This is a genomic window from Teredinibacter purpureus, assembly GCF_014217335.1.
GTDB classification, from domain to species: domain Bacteria; phylum Pseudomonadota; class Gammaproteobacteria; order Pseudomonadales; family Cellvibrionaceae; genus Teredinibacter; species Teredinibacter purpureus.
The window spans coordinates 297,016-317,990 of sequence record NZ_CP060092.1; the positions used below are offsets into that span (position 1 = coordinate 297,016).

The following is a 20,975-nucleotide window of genomic DNA, read 5'->3' on the forward strand; positions in this document are numbered from 1 at the left end:
CTTAGCGCACCGAACCACTTATACGGCCTTTGAGCCAACGCGTTGCCTGCCCAATTAACGGTAGATGTTCGTAAAGCATTTCGCCCATATCGTAAACATCTTCGTGATAGTAAATGCGCTCACCAAATTCGATATGGCTTATGCCTCGCACGGCGATGGTGTTGCGCCCTAACTTAGGGTGCGTAAAGTACATATTCCACTTAATATAGGCGCAGCCATTTCCCACTAGCTGGTCCAGGTATTCAAACCGGCCCTGCTCGACATTGGCACACACTCCGCCCATATAAGCATGCAGGTCGTCGAGGCCACGGACTTCGTGAATAGGATCGCGAAAAACAATATTGCCATCATATAAGCTGGCCATATCGTCTAGCCTCAGTTTGCTGATATCACGGTAGAAACCTTTAAAACTTTCTACGACAGGAAATTCATTGATTGGGGGACGTTCCGACATGAGTATTGCTCTCGTATGCTTGATCAAAAATGCGGCATCGTTTGCCTGCAAGCCCTTTCTCTGTTTTACGGTGCTATGGCCGTTGTAGATCACCTTACGGTAGTCACGTAATACGAATTTACCGCCAATAGATCCAAAACACACCTATGCTCCGTATAACCGCTATAACCAACGAGACGTTTGCAGGATAGACCTGAATGAAATCAGCAGAAGCAAAAAAAGCCGAGCAGCTGAAGCTTAGTGATGATATGCAAGCCGTGGGCGAAAACCGCGACCGCCGGGCCTTTGAGAGGCTGTTTGATCACTTTGTGCCAATGTTACGAGCCTTTACCTTGTCTGCCCAGCCTGGTGCTTCGCTGCTGGCTGACGAGGTTGCGCAGGAAGTAATGATTAAAGTCTGGCATAAGGCTCATATTTACAACCCTGCGGTGGCGTCGGTCAATACGTGGATATTCACCTTAGCCCGTAATGCTCGAATCGATTATTTACGTAAAAATAGCCGCCATCAATCGGACATAGACCCAACCAATCTCTGGGACACAATTGTGGACGAAGGCCCAGACCCGTTTCAGGCTACGCAGCAAAAAAGAAATGAGAGTTTAATCTCTAAAGAGCTGGCCCAGCTCCCAGACGAGCAACAGCTCGCACTTCATAAGGTCTACATGGAAGGGAAAACCCATCAAGAAGTGGCACAGGAATTGAGCCTACCGTTGGGCACGGTTAAATCTCGCGTTCGTTTAGCGTTGCGCAAATTGTCTATCAGTATTTCGAGGTAAAAGACGCATGCAATTACATCACCCTTCTCCAGAAATTCTCGCCGATTACGCGTCCGGTAGCGTGCGCCTTAGCCACGCGCTATGCCTAGCGGCTCACCTCGAACATTGCGATGCGTGCCGTCAACAAACACAAAAACTCAGCCAGTTAGGCGCAAGCTTCTTCCAGCAGTTGGCACCGGAAACGACACACCCTGCTCGACTAGAACCATTGAAAGATAAGGTTATGGCGTTACTCGACGAAGAGTCGCCATCACCCGCTATTGTGGACATTCGCCCGAACCTTGATGTTGAGCCCGATCGCTATAACGTGCCAAGGTCGTTGCATCAATTTATACGCGGTGGCTATAGCATCCTAGAGTGGACGACGGTTTCCCCCTCTATAAAAATTGCTACACTGTTAAAAGATAAAGACGGTGCTCAAATTGCGCTCAGTAGAGTAAAGGCCGGCGGCAAGATGCCACATCATCGCCATACCGGTGACGAACTTACAGTTGTTTTAGAGGGGAGTTTTTCAGATGAAGGGGGCATTTACCGTAAAGGCGATTTCATCTCACGCGATAGCCGGCATAAACATAAGCCCGTTGTCACAAAAGATGCTGAATGTATTTGCTTGATGGTTTTAGATGCACCCATAGAATTCACCGGCTGGTTTACTCGATTACTTAACCCCTTGGTTCGTAAAAACCACGCTCAAATATAATTGCCATTGAAGGCCATTTTGTGACAAACACTAACACGCATAGTGAACCCGAAATTACGATTGGTATTAGTGCCTGCCTATTGGGCGAGAAGGTGCGTTTTGACGGCGGCCATAAGCACCATAATTACATTCATCATACACTGGGAAAGTTCTTTCGTTTTTCCCCTTTTTGCCCAGAAGTAGCGATTGGCCTAAGCATTCCTCGGGAGCCTATTAGAATTGTACTGGAAGGCGATAGGAACAACCCCGTACAACGCGTTGTAGGCACTCGAGACCCAACCAAAGATTTCACTCAACCTCTCTTGGAGTGTGGTGACGAACAGCAGCATTGGGTGCGAAATTTATGCGGTTATATTTTTAAAAAAGATTCTCCTAGCTGCGGCATGGAGCGCGTTAAGGCCTACCAGAATGAACAGCCTACGCGTAAAGGGGTTGGTTTATATGCACAGCAAATTATGGCCAACAATCCCTTACTGCCCTGCGAAGAAGAAGGTCGTCTAAACGACACGCAATTACGTGAAAACTTTATTGAACGCGTATATGTATATGCTCGGTGGAAAAAAATAGTAGCCTCCGGCATTAGCGCTCAGGGATTGTTAGATTTTCATAGCCGTCATAAATTTATTATTCTTAGCCACAATCAAAAACGTTATCGCGAGCTGGGCAAGTTACTCTCGAACATTCCTCAAGACAACGTCGAAGCATTTTCCGACGATTATATTCTAGCGGTAATGTCTGTATTAAAGAAACCTTCTACCCGAAAAAACCACATCAATGTATTGCAACATATTCAAGGCTATTTACGCCCTCATTTGGACTGCATTGACAAAAAAGAAATGTTGCAAGCTATAGAAGATTGTCGTTTGAAGGATGCACCGTTAACAATTCCTCGTACACTGCTGCGCCATCACTTTCGTAAACACCCCGATGATTATATCGCTAAATCGTATTATCTTTCTCCCTACCCAGACGAGCTTAACTTTTAGTATTTCGCGTTTGGCCTTCCATAGATTACGTTCGTAAGGCGCGAGGACTCTGCTTAAAAACGCTCTAATCTTTCACGTACGCCAGCGATTTTTCATACAAGCTTACCGTCATTCCCCGAAACGTTGGGCATAACGCTAATACATTTTCGTGCTGCTCTAACCGCGCCGCCTCTTCTAATTCTTTAGCAACCTGCTGTAACGGTCTAGCCATTAACTGGCCGGCACTGCCCTTAATGGAGTGCGCGATAAAACCGATAGCATCGGTATCTTTGTTATCAACCGATAGATCGAATTGAGCAATAACGGTATCCATTCGACCATTAAACGATTTTAGCAGTAGTTTTACTCGATCATCTCGGCCTTTGAGGCTCGAAAGAAGCGCATAGATATCCCACTCAACGTCATCTTCATTGCCGTCAACGTCGTTCGTCTGCGGGCGGGAAAATGTGGGGGCTGCGATTTTTTCTGCCGCTGCATCGGCTTGCCGAGCGGATAACGTCGAGATTGCCGCTGCATCCTCCAGCCATTGCTGCACTTTTTTCTCGAGTAGCTCCGGGTCAATCGGCTTACTGATATAATCATTCATACCTGCCGCAAAACATTTCTCTCGGTCGCCTTTCATTGCGTTTGCGGTCATGGCGACAATGGGAATATCACGATAGCCGTCTCCGGCGCTGCCTTGTCTTATCTGACGCGTTGCTTCGTATCCATCCATTTCCGGCATTTGACAGTCCATTAACACGATAGAATATTGGTCCTCCTCCGTGGCCGCCAATAACGCATCCAAAGCTTCTATACCATTTCCGGCCACATCAATGACAACACCCGCATCGTCTAACATCATTTTTGCAACATCTTGATTAACGGGGTTATCTTCCACCAACAATACTCGGTGTAGTGCTTCAGAAAGAACGGTTTCATTGGTCAAATGACTCACACCTACCCGCGACCGATCCGCGCTATAAACAGTAGATAATGTAGATCCACCCTCAAGCACGATCGAAAGACAATCGCGTAATTGACTCCCGGTAACCGGTTTCGATATATGGCCACTAAACCCAGCTTGCGCTAATGCGCCTAACGATACTTCGCTCATGCGGCTCATTACCACCAAAGGTATCGCCGCTAGCGGCTCAATTTTTTTTATCTGTTCGGCCAATTCCGCGCCTTGCATAGCCGGCATTATTTGATCAATAACAATCACGTCATAAGGCGCTTCAACGTGTGTCATACAGGCGCTTAACGCATGATCGCCGTTATCAGCGGTATCGACGTCCGCGCCCCAGATATCGAGCAGGTTACGCATCACTTCACAATTAGTTGCGTTGTCATCAACCACCAAAATGCGCTTGTTGCGCAAATCCAAGTTCGGTTGCCTGTCTTCTACATTACTTCGCTCTAAATGCAGGTAAAATTCGAAATTACTCCCTCGCCCCAATTCGCTGGTTACCGCAATATTACCGCCCATTAATTCACAGAGTTTTTTCGAGATAGCCAACCCCAACCCAGTGCCACCGTAGGTGCGCGTTGTGGAGGCATCCACTTGCGTAAAAGGATCAAATAACGCCGATATTTTCTCGGGCGGAATACCAATGCCTGAATCCGAAATACTAACGCGCAATTCAAGATCATCGCCGGTGGGAGTCAAACTGGCGCGCACAACGATTTCCCCATGGCTGGTAAACTTAATAGCGTTGCCGACCAGATTGGTCATGACCTGCCTGATTCGGCCAGGGTCGCCATTGACCATAGGGTATTCAATGGCCGTTTGATCAATAATAAGCTCCAAGCCTTTTTCTTGCGCTCGCATTGCCATCGATTCTGCAAATTCGTCGAGCTGCGTTGCGATATTAAAATTCAAACATTCTAACGCGATTTTTCCGGCGTCAACTTTGGAGAAGTCCAAAATATCGTTAATAATCGTCAGTAAGGTTTCAGAGCCATGAGATGCAATATCGAGTTTTCGTTTTTGCTCTGAGCTCATTCCTGAGCGCGAAAGTAAATTTAACATGCCCATAATGCCATTCAGCGGCGTACGAATTTCATGGCTCATAATGGCCAGAAATTCGCTTTTCGCGTGAGCCGCTTCTTCTGCAGCATTTTTGGCCGAAACCAGTTGTTCCTCCGCTTGGTTGCGAGCATGAATGCCTCGTACACCTTCTACAAACTGTCCAATGCTGTTTAATAGGGGATGCAACCAATCCACCATTTCTTCGTAATACCCGCCGGCCCTATTGGCAATCCCGACCATGGCAATACCTTCCTTACCTCGGCGAATAGGCATTCCTAAAAATGAATTTAATTCTGGGTGCCCTTTGGGTATACCTGCGCGCCTAGAATCCGACGTTGGTGTATTCGAAATAATAGGATTTAAGCTTGTAATCGCCGCACCAAATAAGCTTTGCATATTAAAAAATTCCATGCCCTCATTTTCACTTTTCCGGTAGAGCGATTTACTTTCAGCATTCCAGCTTATTTCGGTTATTGCCCATGTTTTCAGATAGGGGTCTCCACTTTCCAAATAAATAATTTCGCCGATAAATCCATATTCACTGCTTGTAAGTTGTAGAATGTTATTCAGCAATGAATCGAAGGATTTCTTGATATCCGATTGCTCAATAAAGCTGGCTTGCGAATCGGCAATGACTTCCAATAAGGCCATCTGTTGTTCTAGTTCTTTGCGGGTATTCTCTATTTTTTTCTCCGCAATTTTTCGCGCATTAATATTTTGGAAAGAACCGTATATACGAACGCATCGGCCATTCACCAGCTCTGACTTACCGGTTACCAACACCCAAAGCTCACGGTCGTTTGCCGTAACAATTTGAACTTCTTCGTTGAAGTCTACTCCGCGCTCCATACACAGTTGTATCGCATCTTCCATTATGGCGCGACTTTTTCCCGGCTTATAATATTCAAGCGCCGAGACTAAGGTTGGGTTATAAGACAACGAAAGACCGTGTATTGACTTGGTCATATCTGACCAATAGAGTTTATTACTTTCGAGATTAACTTCCCAAGCGCCGATATTCGCTTGTTGGCTCATTGACTCCAACATTTCCTGTTGGCGTAATATTTTTTCTTCGTCCGTGATTTGGCTGGTAACATCAATACCGGTCGCGTATATTTTTCCTGTGCTCATGTCGGCAGCGGCGTGCCACTTTAAGTTTCGGTACGAACCCGCCTTTGATTTAAATCGATTGTTAAAGCCTACGCTCGCCTCCCCAGAGAGTATTTTTTGGCACTCGAGCCTGGACGCTTCAACATCTTCCGGGTGAATAAAATCAAACATCGATTTACCTACAACCTGGCTACTAACCAGACCTAATGCGTAAGTGAAACTCGCGTTGGTTTTTTCAAAAACGCCGTCTCGATCGAGGATAACCATAAAGTTAACGGAATGGTCAAAGAAATTCTGCAATTCAGATCGAGACTCTTCTAAATCTCTTTGAGATTTTTTTCGCTCAGAAATATCTTCGACCATCGACCAAATAAGCTGTCGACCAGCTCGATTTTCAATTAACACGCCATTGAGTAATACAGAATATTGGCTGCCATCTTTGCGAATATATTCTTTTTCATAGGGCCCATAGCGGCCATGATTACTTAACAACCGTAATTGTTCTAATTCTTCCTGTTCATAGGCAGCCGGCGTTAAATCCCAATAATTCAACGAAAAAAATTCTTCACGGGTGTACCCTGTAGGTGTAATTAAAGCGCCGTTTACATCTAAAAACTCACCTGTAGTAAAATCATTTAGCGCAATACCCAATGGCGACAGATCAAACAACCCTTGTAAACGCACCTCCTGCTCACCGCGCCTAAGCGTGAGCCGAAGAATAAAGACCCCCAGCCCAAGTAAAATGCCGATCAGTATCACGCCAATCAAAAAAAGCGGCCACACACTCAACCAATAAGATGTCCAACCTTTTTTGGGCACTGCCGCCATGTGCCACGAGCCAGAAGGGAGAGAGACGTTTGCAATTACGGGGTTCGCCTTAAATATCGACTCGTCTCCGTAAAATAGCTCGCCGTTATGGCCCGTGGCATCTCGCCCTCTTATCGCAATATTAATGGTTAAATCATCGCTAAATAGACCGCTATCTTCATAGAAGCGCTGGAGGTCGATAACCGCCGAGACTAACCCCCAAAACTTTCCGCTTTCGCCTGTTTCGTCATAGACAAATACCGGTAATCGGCCGATTAATCCTTGCCCACCTTGCTTTAGCTCGACAGGCCCAGCAACAATTAGCTCTCCGGTCATTCGAGCCTCACTTGCGGCCGCCCACTGGTCTGCCGCATGACGATAATTCAACCCTATTGCAGACTCATTTCCCTCTAACGGATAGATAAATCGCAATACCATATCAGGTGCAGCCCCAACATTGCGCAGCTGTGTATGCCCTCGAAAAAGCGGCGATGCAATACGGGTAAATTGCCCTTGTGTTAACGCGGGATCGGCCGCGATGGCCGCCGCTAGCCCTAGCGCCGTTTGTACGTTTGCTGCAATATTACCTTCGATTTTGGCGCGAATAAGTGCTAACTGCTGCAATACATCGGTACGCTCAACTTGCTCAAACTGACGATAGCTCGACCAGCTTGTTGCCACCACAAGGCCACACGTGAGGCTTAGCATCGCCGCGAACATCAACCGTGTATACAGGCCAGTTTTTTTAACTCTATACTGGGTCTTAGCGAGCCGTACACCTTCACTCATACGCACGACCAAAAGCTGCTAACGCAGGCGTTACGCATGAGCATATACAGGGTGAGAAGACAGCGCGAATGTCGCGATACATCAGCGTACCTAGGATAGGGGAGCAAAATAAAAACCAACAATTAATACAATATAAATTTAGTATAGATCAGATGCTCTTGTTCACCTGAGGTTCGCAGTAGGCTTATCGGCTATTCGCAACACCGACGAACCTACGTTTTAACGCGCCTGCCCTCCCCATGCCAGCCCATAGTTGACGAAAACTCAGCCATGTTGACGTGGTCTATACTGGTGAGATAACAATACTAGTGTTACATTCTTCTCTATGAGTTCTAATTACTACAACAGTGTTCGCTTTTTCGCTGCCATCATTACTGTTATGGCGCTAATCAGTGAGCCTTATTTGCCCAAAAAGACAAAAACCCTTCACCCCCACGCTTATGTAGACCAAACACTGTATTCCGATAGAGATTTTGGCGGCGTAAGCGAGGTTCGATGGCTCGACAAAACGGCCGGTAAGTGGTTTTGTAACCGAATTGAAAGCGATGTATACCCTTCTTGCGGGTACTCCATATCGTTTCAACTTCCCCGTGGTGAAGGCCTAGATTTTTCCGCTTATAACGGCTTTAAACTACACGCCACCTATGAAGGCGACGCCCAACGTGTACGTATATTCCTGCGTAATTTCAATCCCGCGTATACCAGCATGGAGGACACAAATTCTTCTAAATTTATGTCAATGGTGCTTCACACAAAAGATTTGGACGAAGCCGTATTGATTAATTTTGACGAGTTCACCGTTATCGATTGGTGGATTAGCCAATATCAAATCTCCCGCGAACACTCCGCTGTTGAACTCAATACCATCGAAGCGCTGGGCATTGACCACTTAAATTTAGGCCCCCATACGCTCACCGTTCATAAAATAGAGTTAATAGGCGACTTCATTAAAACCGTCGACCTTTACCTCATTATAATCATGCTTTGGATGGCGATTCTCATCTATGAGGGGTCGACACGGTTATACCAACTAAGAAACAAAACCCGCCAAAAAGAACGTTTAATTCGAGAACTAAAAAGTAACTATAAACACCTAGAAGAAGAAAAAAATCTGTACGAGATGAAGTCCACAACCGATCATCTCACCGGCGCACAGAATCGAACAGGCATCCAACAATTTGTTGACCAGCTCATTGCGACCACACCACGGCGCACCAATATAGGTTTAATGATTTTCGATATCGATCATTTTAAACGCGTTAACGATCGGCGAGGGCACGACACGGGTGACCGAGTGTTGAAATCGATGGCTAAGCTAATCTCCATTAATACACGCGATTCAGATTTGGTGGGACGTTGGGGAGGCGAGGAATTTCTGCATATTTCCAGCGACATTCAAAAGAGCAACCTAATGGAGTTAGCTGAAAAATTACGGAATGCTGTAGCATTTTATACTTTTGAAGAAAACGACCCACTCACTATCACTATCAGTATAGGTGTGACGCTATTCAGAAAAGATGAGCCCTTTCTAAAAGCATTAAAGCGTGCCGACGACGCACTTTATGCGGCGAAAAATAATGGCCGTAACTGCTGTGTTTTTCAAGATTAAGGCGGAAACGTTTTCAACGTTAATACACGGCGGTTGTTCTTCTTAAGTTCCTTCATAGCCCATTGGTACCGAGGCACACTGTAAAACAGCCTATCGAAGCTGCCATCTTGCTGCGCCAAATGTAAGCCCGCTTCTATTCGATTTGCCAGCAGCTCATTGTCTCTTCCAACAAAAAAATAAAGGGCACCGTGATATTCCAACAACAACGTTTCTTCAATTGCCAGCGGCAAGTTGGGGTAGAAATGCACTTCTGAATGTATTTGGTAAATACCTCTCGAAAAATAGTCGAAACGCCTAGCGGCCAACATTTTAAATAATTTCCCGTAACCGGTGGCAGTCACCAGCGGGAGGCCATTAGCACGCATTACTTTTGCATCAGGCCATTGCGCACCCATTCCGCCACGTAGCTGCCCTAACGCTTCTAAGCCATTAATCGCACTAAACCTCGCCTGATCCTCTTCATGAATCAATAATAGCCGGTATTGGCTTAAGCCTTTTAACAGGGGAATTTTGACTGCTCGCAATTCTTTCTCTAGCGCCTTGCTGGAGGTTGACCAGATAACATCGACAGTTCCTTTGTTCAGCGCAAAGCGAAGGCGCTTATCGCGTAGCCATTCGGTATACATACCGTATTGCCAAGGCCCAAATTCACTGGTCGTTTTGTCTAACGCAAGGCGCAACAATTGAGAAAAATAATAATCTTCGTGGTTAATATCATGCGATAACAGATAGGGGAATACGACTTTGTGCACCGTTGAACGCGGGCTAACAGGTTGGGAGGTACGGCTAAGGTCTGGGCTGACAGTAGGTTCTGGCGATGCTGCGTGTCCCTGCGCAACCAACACTACGACACTCAGCGCCAACGCAACAATGCTAATGAAGGGTGTGTGCATGCGGGTAAACCACGGAAGTAGAATTCGTCAACGTAGTAAAGTTTAGTTGCTGATTCCTCATCTTGCCGATTAGTACACTTTTTTCTCGCCTTCCGGGCGATTTTTGAAACGTTTAATACTCCACCAATATCGCTCTGGGTGCGGCTCAATAATAGCTTCAATCGCACGATTTAAGGCCCTGGTATCGGCGATAGGCTCATCGCTGGGAAAATTATCGAGCGCAGGAAATATCCTCAACCGGTACGTTCGATCATCGTCATTACGGTAGTGGGCATAGGGCACAACAAGCGCATTGGTTGCCCGCGCAATACGACTAATGGCGAGAGTAGTGGAGGCTTGTACGCCTTTAAATTCAGCAAATACGCTATTTTTATTTTTAACTTCAATGTCGGGGGCGTACCACACAACCCCTTTTTTCTTTAACGCGCGAGTTATCCCCACGAGATTATTGACGGGGAAGAGGTGGTCCCCAAATTCGCCTCTGGCATCACAAATAAATGCGTCGACGATAGAGTCACTCGGCTTTCGATAGGTAAAGACAAAAGTTCGGTCCTTGCGCACTAAGCTTCCTACTAAGGCAACATTCAAATCCGGGCTGCCAAAGTGGCATGCCATTAAGATGATGCCCCGCTCGGACGCGAGCGCTGCCCGCCAATGCTCCAAGCCCTCTTGGGTAGCACTCGGCCAATAGAGTTTGGTCACATTCCCAAACCACGATTTAAACGTTTCGGCGAAGGTTATACCGAGTTCACGAAAGCTCGCCTTCACTAACGCCTCTTGTTCTCTCGGGGTTAACTCGGGGTAACACAATTGAATGTTCACACACGCAATGCCGCGTACGCGGGGCGAAAGCCATCCTATAAGGTGGCCGAAACCGGCGCCCAGCCGTAGAAGTATGCTGTGAGGAAGTAACGCCAACAAACGGCAAAACAGCAGCACGACACCCAATGCCCAATAACGTGGCGAGCGATTTAAGAAAAATTTTCGCCACATTTTAAAAGAGATACCGGTGTTATCCCTCGGTTTATAGGGCGTTATGGTCTCGGCGGTATCATCACTAGCGTTTAAGGTCATGGAGCAGCGGTACTTTAACAACACAAGGGTGGCGCATTATTTCCCAGCTAGCGCCAAATTGCGACTGCATTATCTCTCTACAATGCGGCAGCTTAGACCTGACGGTAGCTGACAAACGCCAATTGTGTGCTATCGGGCGACCAGCTGGGTACATTGAGTGAGCCCTGCCCACCGAAAAACACCTCGGTAATATCACGTTCGTTGCCGGTTTCGAGGTCCAATAAAACCAACTTCACATCACGACCAAACGGGTGCGCCTCTTGCTGGTCGTCTAGATAACGAATAAACACTAACTGTTTTCCGTCGGGTGACGGATGCGGAAACCAATCGGAATGCGGCGAATGCACAAGTTGCTTCGGGTTGCGGCCATCGGCATCCATACGCCAAATCTGCATCATGCCACTTTGATAAGAGTTGAAGTAGATAGTACCGCCATCGGGAGAGTAGTCGGGCCCATCATCAAGACCGCGCGTTTGCGTCAACCGACGTTCGTCGCCTCCGTCTACGCTAATGTCGTAAATATCATAATCGGGGCTACTAGCCCTGCCTGCAACATAGGCTAAACGCTCACCATTGGGCGACCAGCCATGCCAATAGGATGGACACTTTTCTGTCACTCTAAAGGGCGCGCCACCGTCGATAGGCAAAAGGTAGATTACCGATTCATCATCACTGTCCAGGGCATGATGACTGATGACAATCCGCTTACCGTCCGGCGATATACCGTGATCATTATTGCAGCGGGTGGCAAACCCACTATCAATGGGGTGCACGGTACCGGTAGCAAGATCAAACCGATACAACAAGCCTTCTCGGTTATAGATCAGATAGTGGTCGAACGGGTGCCAGTTAGGGGCTTCAAAGATGCCCATTTGGGCATAACGCGTCTCCCGTTCACCGGTCGCAAGGGTCAATATTTCCAGGCGGCTTTCAATGGCTGGCGGCGCAGTGGAGCAAGGTTCATCAGAGGAGGAGGCAGCTGGGCTTGTCGTCATAGTAATCTCAAGTATAGAGGTGGGCATATACGTCTATACTAAAGCACACTACGTGATGATCAGCGGAATATCCTTTGGCTTCAATTTTCAGTTCGCGACACTCCGCTAACAAGCATGCGGAAATCAAACGGTTGCTAATCACCCTGTCAATAGGGTGTTTGATTACAGTCGCCTTACTGCCCGTTAAAGCCAACGCTCAAACAAGCGTAGAGCCTTTACACTTTACGTACCCCTCCTCCGACGACATTTACTACGGTATACGCGATGCCTACTTCGTTAAGATACTAAAACTTGTACTCACAAAAAGCGGCGAACCCTACACCCTATCAACCATTAAAATGCCACCAATGCGCGAAAGCCGTAGCGCTCTTTACCTCAACAACAGCCGCTATACCGTACATTGGTATATGACAAATAATACCCTTGAGCACGACCTCATCCCCATTAGGGTACCGCTATACAAAGGGTTAATTGGTTGGCGGCTGCTGTTCATTCGGGACGGAAACCAACCGTTATTTGATAATGTTGAAACCGTAGACGATCTCAAAAAATTAAGCGGTGTACAGGGCACCTACTGGCCTGATAGCAGTGTCTTAAGAAGTAATGGCTTTGAGCTTTGGGTAACCGACGAATGGAACAGCCTCGCTGAACTAGTATCCCTAAAAAGAGCAGACTATTTCCCCCGCTCTGTGACTGAAATTTGGCGTGAAGCCTCCTTCGTTCGGGAGCAAAATTTGGTTGTAGAGAACACCCTATTGCTACAGTATCCGGCGGCCTATTATATGTTCGTCGCTAAACACAATACTGCACATGCGACACTGCTGAAAAAGGGCTTTGAGATCGCACTAGAAGACGGCTCTATGGATGCATTGTTTAACGAAACGTTTAGCGATTACATTCAGCAGTCGCACTTATACCGCCGAAAAATGATGAGTATTAATAACCCCCTTATGCCACCACAAACGCCCTATACCGATAAACGTTTGTGGTACCACATCCCTCCCACCACAATTAATATAGATCTCGATTAATCACACTGGCGAAGCATTTACACCACACGAACCGCAACCGATTTAAACCCTGGCGTTTTACTTCGCTCGTCGGTGCCACGCGGAATAAGTACATTTGCTTCGGGGTAATACACCATAATATTGCCGCACCGCACATCAAACGGTTTAACGTTTAACGCTTTCATCTCGCCGGTATCGGTACTAATTGTCACCTTTGAATTTTCGTGATAACCGCATAACTGCATATCGCGAGGATTCATCAACACCACCCAACGATTTTCTTGCCCACGATAGGTATCACGTTCATCATAAATAATAGAATTAAATTGCCCTTCACTACGAACGCTCGTTAACGTAAATTCATGCTCACCCTCATGATTTCGCCAAATGCCCGAGTGTGATCTTTTAGCTGTAGGTGAAAAGACGAAGGCCGCCTTACCCGTTGCCGTTGGGAAAACAGGCTGATGCAACGTACGCCCTGCAATGTGGAACTCCTCCCGTGAGTGGCCAATAGTGCTTACCGCCGAATACCCCGGCACAACATCGCCAATAAAGTCTCGAATACGCTGGTGATCCCTAAAAAGGGAAAAATCCAATCGTTTTATATCTATCAATTTTTCGCCTAAGGCACCAATTAAATCGACTTCTGACCGTAATTGCGGGAACCGGTTAATACCACCATTGCTCAAACGCACAAAATTGAACATCGATTCCTGTGTTGTTGGCTGAAGCTCTTCATCGCGCACTTTTATAGGAAAAATTAACACCTCGCCCTCGCTGCCTCCAACATGCCCGGAGTTAAGTGTCGAGGTGATAAAACACTTAAAATTAATACGGTTCATCGCTTCAACCGCGAAATTATGATCGGGGTTAGACGCCAGTAAATTTCCCCCAAGCATAACAGCGACATCCATATTTCCCACGCTGGCAGCGTGCATGCAGGCCATGGTATCGAGGCCTGTGGCCTGAGGAAGGCTCGCACCTAATCGTTCTTGAAGCTTTTCCTCCACCGAAGTTTTCAACGCCGGTGTAAAGCCCATAGAGCCCGTACCCTGAATATTACTGTGCCCGCGTAGCGGTAATAATCCCGCTCCCGGACGGCCCACCATTGCGCGCAACAACGCCAAAGCGACAAGCGTCTCAATATTGTCCACGCCATGATGATGATGGGTAAGCCCCATACTCCAACTAAACACGACATTTTTAGCCGCAGCGTATTCAGCGGCAATCGCTTCGATTTCGTGCCGAAAACACCCCGCGTTACGCTCAATATCATCCCATTCTAGCGCGTGAATGCTTGCTGAAAAATCGTCAAAACCCTCAGTATTGTGTTCGATAAAGTCAGTATCGTGCGCCGCATTATCCAACACCCATTTGGCCACCCCCTGCATAAAGGCAACATCACCCCCTAAATGCGGTTGAACATAATGGCTAGCAATATCTTCCCCGCCTTTTAGCATCGACCGCCAATCACTGGGCGATGCGAATTTCACCATGCCCGGTTCTTTCGCAGGGTTCACCACAATTACTTTGCCCCCACGACGACGACAATGCATTAGAGCTTTCACAAAACGCGGGTGATTAGATGCAGGGTTAGCACCAAAAACAAAAATGCAATCGGCCTTATCTAAATCGTCATAACGAATGGTTGCCGTGCTAGTACCAAGTGTTGACGTTAAACCAACCCCTGACGCTTGGTGACAGTAATACGAACAATTATTAACATTATTAGTGCCGTATAACCGTGCCATAAGTTGCAACAAAAAAGCGGCTTCATTAGAACTTCTACCCGACGCATAGAAAAAACTACGCTCGGGGCTCGCGGCTTTTAACTTAGTGGCCGCCAGCGAAAGAGCCTTGTCGTAACTGAGTGGCGTAAAATGAGTGTCGCCCGCTTTTTTATACAGGGGGATAGTAAGCCGACCCAACGCCTCTAACTGCTGGCCACTCATGCGGTTGAATTCAGCGATGGAGGTGCTAAGAAAAACGGTAGCCGGTATACCCGCTCGCACATCGCTTAAATGCGCTTGAATATTTTTATTGCAGACTTCTATACCTCTACCCGCTTCATTTTTAAACCCGCCTTTTTGGCCGCCAGTGCCAAATGCACAAGCTTTGCAAGCATTCTTTGAACGAAGTGTTTTCCATAAATTATACGGACCTATTTTCTGGGCATACCGCAACACGCTCAATACAGCCTTCCAGCCACCACCCACTATTTGATTGTTATTTTTCATCATTCAAAACACACCGTTAAAGGTAATTAGTCGAGGTTCGTATATTTTGTTGCATGCCCTTTTGCTTTTTCGACGGGGTAACGCTGTTCATTTAATACGGTTTTACGTTCGCTTGCTGCCATTAAATCGATCTTTAGAACATCGGCCATACGCAACAAATACAGGAATACATCGGCCATTTCTGCTTCAACCTCCGACATTTGCTCAATCGTTAGATGTCGCGAGCCCTCTTCCGGCAACCATTGAAAGATTTCCATTAATTCAGAAGCTTCTACCGCTAGCGCCATCGCTAAGTTTTTGGGCGCGTGAAATTTTTCCCAATCGCGCTCGTGTGCAAAAGTACGCAAATACTCTTGAATATCGTCAAGTGAACGAAAGTTCTTCGGTAAATCGGAAGATGTCGACATCAGTTTGGTGTCCATACGGTTTGAGGGTGTTTTTATCCTGAAGTAATAGCGTAAACTTATCAAACGCCATCACGCGCAGCCATAATGAATACACTAAGGCACCGTAATATTAAGAACCACATGGTGCCAATAGATATGGCCTACAATAAGCAACAAAACTGCTAGAATTACACACCTAAGTAAGTGGTTATAACAATAATATCGATTAAGGCTGCGGCTCGTGATAAAAACAGCACGTGTACTACTTTTTTATTTAGCTGTAATGGGGGTAGTGTGCTTAACATCACCGTTTTCCACTGCTAGCCATGACCCTGTCAGCGTAACCTTCCGTCACATTTTGCAAAGCAAAATGGAGGCTGTTGGTTATATCAATGCCATCGTTCAAGACGACGCTGGTTTTATGTGGTTTGGCGGCTCTAACGGCCTTGCCCGCTACGACGGCTACCAATTAAAACTATACCGCTACGATGAGAAAAAACCTCGTTCGTTATCGCAAAGCTATGTTTACTCCCTACTCGTCGACACCCAAGGCACGCTCTGGGTGGGCACTCGTGAAGGCCTCAATCGGTATCACCCAGAAACCGATGACTTTACTGTTTTTCATCACCCAAACCCCACAAAAACGGCGTTAAATGCCGACGATATCCGCTGTATTTTTGAAGATTCGAGAGGCCATCTTTGGCTCGGTACTCGCGGCGGGTTGTACTCATTCGATCGTGATAGCCAAGCCTATCATCGCTACCATATCAGTTCGCCGTCCAACGATAACGACCTCGATAGCGTTGTTACGTCCATTACCGAAGATCAGCAAGGCTCTCTTTGGGTGGGCAATTACAACCGAGGCGTGAGCCGTTTTGACCTCGCCAGCAACCACTTTCAACATTTTAATGAGGTTGCGCCACTCAGCGGCAACCGCATCCCTAACGATATTAGACGTTTATACGTCGATCACAACGACGTAGTTTGGGCCGCCACTTATAGTCGTGGTATTTTTGTCCTCGACCGATCAACCGATAGTTTTGAACCGTTTGCTCACGACACAGGAAACAGTGAAAAAAGTCGCAATGTCTGGGATTTTGTAGAAGATAAAGACGGCAATATGTGGATCGGAGACGGCAGTGCCGTGTCCGTTGTGCCGCCCAATCGTAACCATAGCGCCACTACTCGCTTCACCCACAGCGCGGGTGACCCGTCTTCACCCGGCAATTTCGTTATTAACCGACTTTACCAAGATAAGGCCGGCGATATTTGGGTGGGCTACTTTCCTTCGGGCATCGACCTCATTGACCACCAAGCCGCCGTGTTTCGTAACCACAATTACGACCCCGACGATGACAACACCGTGGCCGATGGCGGCATATTATCGTCGTTTGAAGATGATGAAGGCAATCTCTGGATTGGTGCCGGCTACGGCCTGAATTATTTTGATCGCGATAGCCGCCGGATCACACGCACCCTCTACGACGCCAAGAATCCAGAGGGGTTAAGTGGGAATACGGTTCTGTCGGTATTAGAAGATCACAAACAATCGCTCTGGCTCGGCATTTGGTCTGGCGGCCTAAACAGGCGCGACCCTGATTCAAACACGTTTAAGCATTATCTGCCTGAAGAAAACAATCCGAATTCGTTATTAGGTAAAGAACCATGGGCTCTACTATTAGACCACCAGCAGCGTTTGTGGGTGGGTACCGAGTCCGGGGTGAACCGTTATAACCCCGAGACCGATAGCTTTACCCGCTACCTGCCTCGCCAAGATCAAATGGATGGCGATGCTACCCTTTACACCCGCGCGATGCTAGAAGACTCGCAGAATCGTATTTGGGTTGGTTCTATTCGAGGGTTATTTCAGCTCGACCCTCAAACCCACCGTTTCACCCGCCATAGCACATTAAGCAACAACGCTTCGGCCATTAGTAATGACTACGTTATTGCACTTTACGAAGATAGCCAAGCCCGTATTTGGGTTGGCACACACGGTGGCGGTTTAAATTTATTTGATCCTGAAACAGAGCAGTTCACCCATTACACGATGGAGGATGGCCTGCCTGACGATGTTGTTACCGGCATTGTTGAAGATAATAACGGTATATTGTGGCTCAGTAGCCAACAAGGCTTAAGCTACTTCAACCCCGCAACGGGCACTATTCGCAATTACAATAAAGCGCACGGCCTCTCCGGTAACTTGTTTAACCGCAATACCCCATTAAGAACGCACGACGGAAAGATTTTTTTCGGCAATAGCCGTGGCTTTGTACTTTTCGAGCCAGACGACCTACAACCCAATGCCTATCAACCACCGGTCGTGATTACAGATTTTAAGTTATTTAACCAATCCGTCTCTCGCCTCGACGAGAATTCACTACTAGCAAAAGCGATTGAGTACACCGACACGGTAGAAATTGCGCACAAACAATCAATGATTACGTTTGAATTTTCGGCTCTCAATTTTCGCTCACCAGAACTCAACCACTATACCTATTGGCTAGAAGGGTTCGATCAGGATTGGCTGCCTGCAGACACAAGCCGCACTGCAACCTACACAAACCTCGATAGCGGCCACTATAAACTACACGTGAAAGCGGCGAATAATGACGGTATCTGGAGCCAAGAAGAAACCACCATAGAACTAACCGTTTTACCGCCTGTTTGGCGAACGTGGTGGGCATACTGTTTATACGGACTAGTCTTTATGGCCGCCATTTACGGTGTGATTTTTGTGCTAGTTAGCCGGCAATCGTTTAGTAAAGAGCGCGTATTACATAAGCGTTTAGAAGAAGTCGACCAATTAAAAGATGATTTTCTCGCTAACACATCGCATAAATTGCGCACACCCTTGAGCAATATGGTGGGGTTATCCGAAGCTATTCTTAACGAGCCTAGAACCCAGTACAGCGAAGGCACTCGCGAAAAGCTCAATGCTATAGCGTGCAGCGGTAAACAGCTTTCCGGCTTGGTAAATGAGATTATCGACTACTCACAATTGGCCGATAACAAACTGCAACTACATTTTCAGCCCGTTGATGTTTATGCGCTGGCCGAGCTGGTCATTTCTCTCGTTGCCCCTATGGCAGAACCCAAGCCCGTGCGCTTAATTAATGCACTTTCGCCGCGTATGCCACGGGTATTGGCCGACGAAGCGCGCTTAGAACAAATACTGATTAACCTCATTAGTAACGCTATAAAATATACCGCTGAAGGCTTTGTAACCATCAGCGGTGAAGTGCAGTCATCACATATTCGAATTTCGGTGGAAGATAGCGGCATAGGGATTGATCCCGACCAACTAGAGGCCATCTTCTTCCCGTTTCAACGCACAGAGATTGTTAATGAACATTACATCGAAGGGACAAGCCTAGGGCTAACCGTCTGCCGCAAACTCGTAGAACTTCATAACGGAAAAATTGAAGTGCGCTCAGCACTAGGTTCGGGCTCGGAGTTTATATTCGACTTGCCCATTGCCGACGATGACCTCTTAAAATCCAACCCCGCGACTACCGCCGACAACAGCCAACGGCAGCAAACACGCCACCGATTGGGGCAATCTATTGCCGCCCGTTCGGCAATTTACCCAGTAGCCTCTCACAAGCGCATAGAGCAAGATATATTCACACAGGTACCAACGCCGGCAAACGCTGCCCAATACCGCATATTAATTGTCGACGACGATAGCGCCAGCCGTATGGTGATTTCAGCCATGCTGGGGGCGCACAACTATCAGGTCGTTGAGGCCGCTTCAGGTGAAGAGGCTCTGGCACTTTTAGCCCATCAAACAGAGAAAGATTCGTTTGATTTGGTGATACTGGACGTTGTTATGCCTCACATAAACGGTTACCACGTATGCCAAAAAATTCGCCTCGACTACCCGCTAAAGGTATTACCCATACTGTTTCTTTCCGCCAGCACCCGCGACAAAGATATCGTTACGGCTTATAGCGTAGGGGGTAACGACTTTTTATCGAAGCCCGCCGCAAGTGCCGAGCTTATCTCCAAAGTGGATGTACATTTAAAATTAGTGTCAAAATAGGCCATAGCCGCTTAATTGCGTCATAAAAAAAGGGATGTGATTAACTCACATCCCTTTTCGGCCTTAACCGTGTGTTATACGCCGGTGTTTACGCCAAACGATGGCACAAATCGAGCAAACATTCTTTAAACGGACGAACCATATTATCGAGCGCATCGATAATATCGTGATGCACGAGCTCATTGGCTTGAATACCCACACAGCGGCCACCATGCCCTTCACGTAATAATTCAACCGAGTAAGCCCCCATACGGCTCGCCAATACACGATCAAAGGCTGTAGGCGCGCCACCCCTCTGAATGTGCCCCAATACTGTCGCGCGTGTTTCTAGCCCAGTAGAGAGTTCTACTCGCTTAGCCAGAGCGTTGACGTCGGTAATATGTTCAGTAACGCACACAATTGCGTGATTTTTACCTTCAGAGACATGCTCTTTAATATCGCGTATGAAAGCTTCTTCATCAAAGGGCTTTTCGGGCACAATCGCAAATTCGGCACCACAGGCCAACGCGGAGAAGATTGTAAGATCACCGCAGTAACGTCCCATTATTTCGACAATGGAGATGCGTTTGTGGGAGCTAGACGTATCGCGTAAACGGTCTATAGCTTCCAACACTGTGTTCAGTGCCGTGTAATAACCAATGGTGTAATCGGTGCCCGCTACATCGTTGTCGATGGTGCCTGGAATACCAATACACGGAAAACCCATCTCGGTGAGCTTTTTAGCGCCCATATAGGAACCATCGCCACCAATAACTACAAGCGCTTCAATACCGTGTTTCTCAAGGTTTTTAATCGCTTCGCGTCGTACCGCTTCATCTTTAAATTCTGGAAAGCGAGCAGACCCCAAAAAAGTGCCGCCACGATTCACCATATCGGCAACCGAACGACGGTCCAGCAGCTTAATTTCGTCGTGATACAGGCCATGATAGCCATTGTGAATACCGTACACTTCCAAACCGTAGTGCAACGCGTTACGTACTACAGCACGAACAGCTGCATTCATTCCGGGAGCGTCGCCGCCACTGGTTAAAACGCCGATTTTTTGTACCATCTTATAATCCTGTAGGCTGAGCTAAGTCGAGGTGGAGAAAAA

At 47.2% G+C, this 20,975-nt stretch carries 14 protein-coding genes; 6 read left to right on the forward strand and 8 right to left on the reverse strand.

Annotated elements, in window-relative coordinates:
- Position 1: 1 nt before the first annotated feature.
- Entirely contained in the window at positions 2-454 is a 453-nt protein-coding gene (locus tag H5647_RS01145) for a nuclear transport factor 2 family protein (RefSeq protein WP_045860941.1), read from the reverse strand.
- A 197-nt stretch (positions 455-651) separates the two neighbouring features.
- Here H5647_RS01145 and H5647_RS01150 point away from each other — a divergent pair, with 197 nt between their 5' ends.
- Genes H5647_RS01150 through H5647_RS01160 form a run of 3 tightly spaced genes read left to right on the forward strand, consistent with a single transcriptional unit; the run spans position 652 to position 2,916 of the window.
- Entirely contained in the window at positions 652-1,230 is a 579-nt protein-coding gene (locus tag H5647_RS01150; RefSeq protein ID WP_045855668.1) for a sigma-70 family RNA polymerase sigma factor, read from the forward strand.
- 7 nt (positions 1,231-1,237) lie between these two features.
- On the forward strand, positions 1,238-1,930 hold the full coding sequence (locus H5647_RS01155; RefSeq protein WP_045855669.1) for a ChrR family anti-sigma-E factor: 693 nt from the start codon (positions 1,238-1,240) through the stop codon (positions 1,928-1,930).
- Positions 1,931-1,950: 20 nt separating this feature from the next.
- Complete coding sequence (locus H5647_RS01160; protein ID WP_045855670.1) at positions 1,951-2,916, forward strand: YbgA family protein; 966 nt, start codon at positions 1,951-1,953, stop codon at positions 2,914-2,916.
- A gap of 64 nt (positions 2,917-2,980) precedes the next feature.
- Here the strand turns inward: H5647_RS01160 and H5647_RS01165 are convergent, their stop codons facing one another.
- The gene (locus tag H5647_RS01165) at positions 2,981-7,633 is read right to left on the reverse strand and encodes a response regulator (protein ID WP_082086917.1); all 4,653 of its coding nucleotides are present in this window, start codon (positions 7,631-7,633) and stop codon (positions 2,981-2,983) included.
- A gap of 325 nt (positions 7,634-7,958) precedes the next feature.
- Here H5647_RS01165 and H5647_RS01170 point away from each other — a divergent pair, with 325 nt between their 5' ends.
- Complete coding sequence (locus H5647_RS01170) at positions 7,959-9,242, forward strand: GGDEF domain-containing protein (RefSeq protein ID WP_045855671.1); 1,284 nt, start codon at positions 7,959-7,961, stop codon at positions 9,240-9,242.
- On the opposite strand, the gene H5647_RS01175 is transcribed toward H5647_RS01170, so the two are convergent.
- The 3 genes from H5647_RS01175 to H5647_RS01185 form a co-directional block, all read right to left on the reverse strand.
- Entirely contained in the window at positions 9,239-10,135 is an 897-nt protein-coding gene (locus H5647_RS01175; protein WP_052691796.1) for a type 2 periplasmic-binding domain-containing protein, read from the reverse strand. The genes H5647_RS01170 and H5647_RS01175 overlap by 4 nt on opposite strands.
- Positions 10,136-10,204: 69 nt before the next feature.
- Positions 10,205-11,209 carry a lysophospholipid acyltransferase family protein gene (locus tag H5647_RS01180; RefSeq protein WP_236074725.1) on the reverse strand — a complete coding sequence of 335 codons (1,005 nt, stop codon included), beginning with the start codon at positions 11,207-11,209 and terminating at the stop codon, positions 10,205-10,207.
- Positions 11,210-11,301: 92 nt separating this feature from the next.
- On the reverse strand, positions 11,302-12,204 hold the full coding sequence (locus tag H5647_RS01185; RefSeq protein WP_045855672.1) for a TolB family protein: 903 nt from the start codon (positions 12,202-12,204) through the stop codon (positions 11,302-11,304).
- A 74-nt stretch (positions 12,205-12,278) separates the two neighbouring features.
- Between H5647_RS01185 and H5647_RS01190 the strand changes: the two genes are divergently transcribed.
- Entirely contained in the window at positions 12,279-13,235 is a 957-nt protein-coding gene (locus H5647_RS01190; protein WP_052691797.1) for a type 2 periplasmic-binding domain-containing protein, read from the forward strand.
- A 17-nt stretch (positions 13,236-13,252) separates the two neighbouring features.
- On the opposite strand, the gene H5647_RS01195 is transcribed toward H5647_RS01190, so the two are convergent.
- Positions 13,253-15,454 carry an FdhF/YdeP family oxidoreductase gene (locus H5647_RS01195; RefSeq protein WP_052691798.1) on the reverse strand — a complete coding sequence of 734 codons (2,202 nt, stop codon included), beginning with the start codon at positions 15,452-15,454 and terminating at the stop codon, positions 13,253-13,255.
- 23 nt (positions 15,455-15,477) lie between these two features.
- Positions 15,478-15,858: a nucleotide pyrophosphohydrolase gene (locus tag H5647_RS01200; protein ID WP_045860947.1), complete on the reverse strand. Its 381-nt coding sequence runs from the start codon at positions 15,856-15,858 to the stop codon at positions 15,478-15,480.
- Between the two features lie 220 nt (positions 15,859-16,078).
- On the opposite strand from H5647_RS01200, the gene H5647_RS01205 reads away from it, so the two are divergent.
- A complete protein-coding gene (locus H5647_RS01205; RefSeq protein ID WP_082086918.1) occupies positions 16,079-19,882 on the forward strand; it encodes a hybrid sensor histidine kinase/response regulator in 3,804 nt (1,267 codons plus the stop codon).
- 88 nt (positions 19,883-19,970) lie between these two features.
- Here the strand turns inward: H5647_RS01205 and pfkA are convergent, their stop codons facing one another.
- Entirely contained in the window at positions 19,971-20,933 is a 963-nt protein-coding gene (pfkA, locus tag H5647_RS01210) for a 6-phosphofructokinase (protein ID WP_045855674.1), read from the reverse strand.
- Positions 20,934-20,975: the final 42 nt, after the last annotated feature.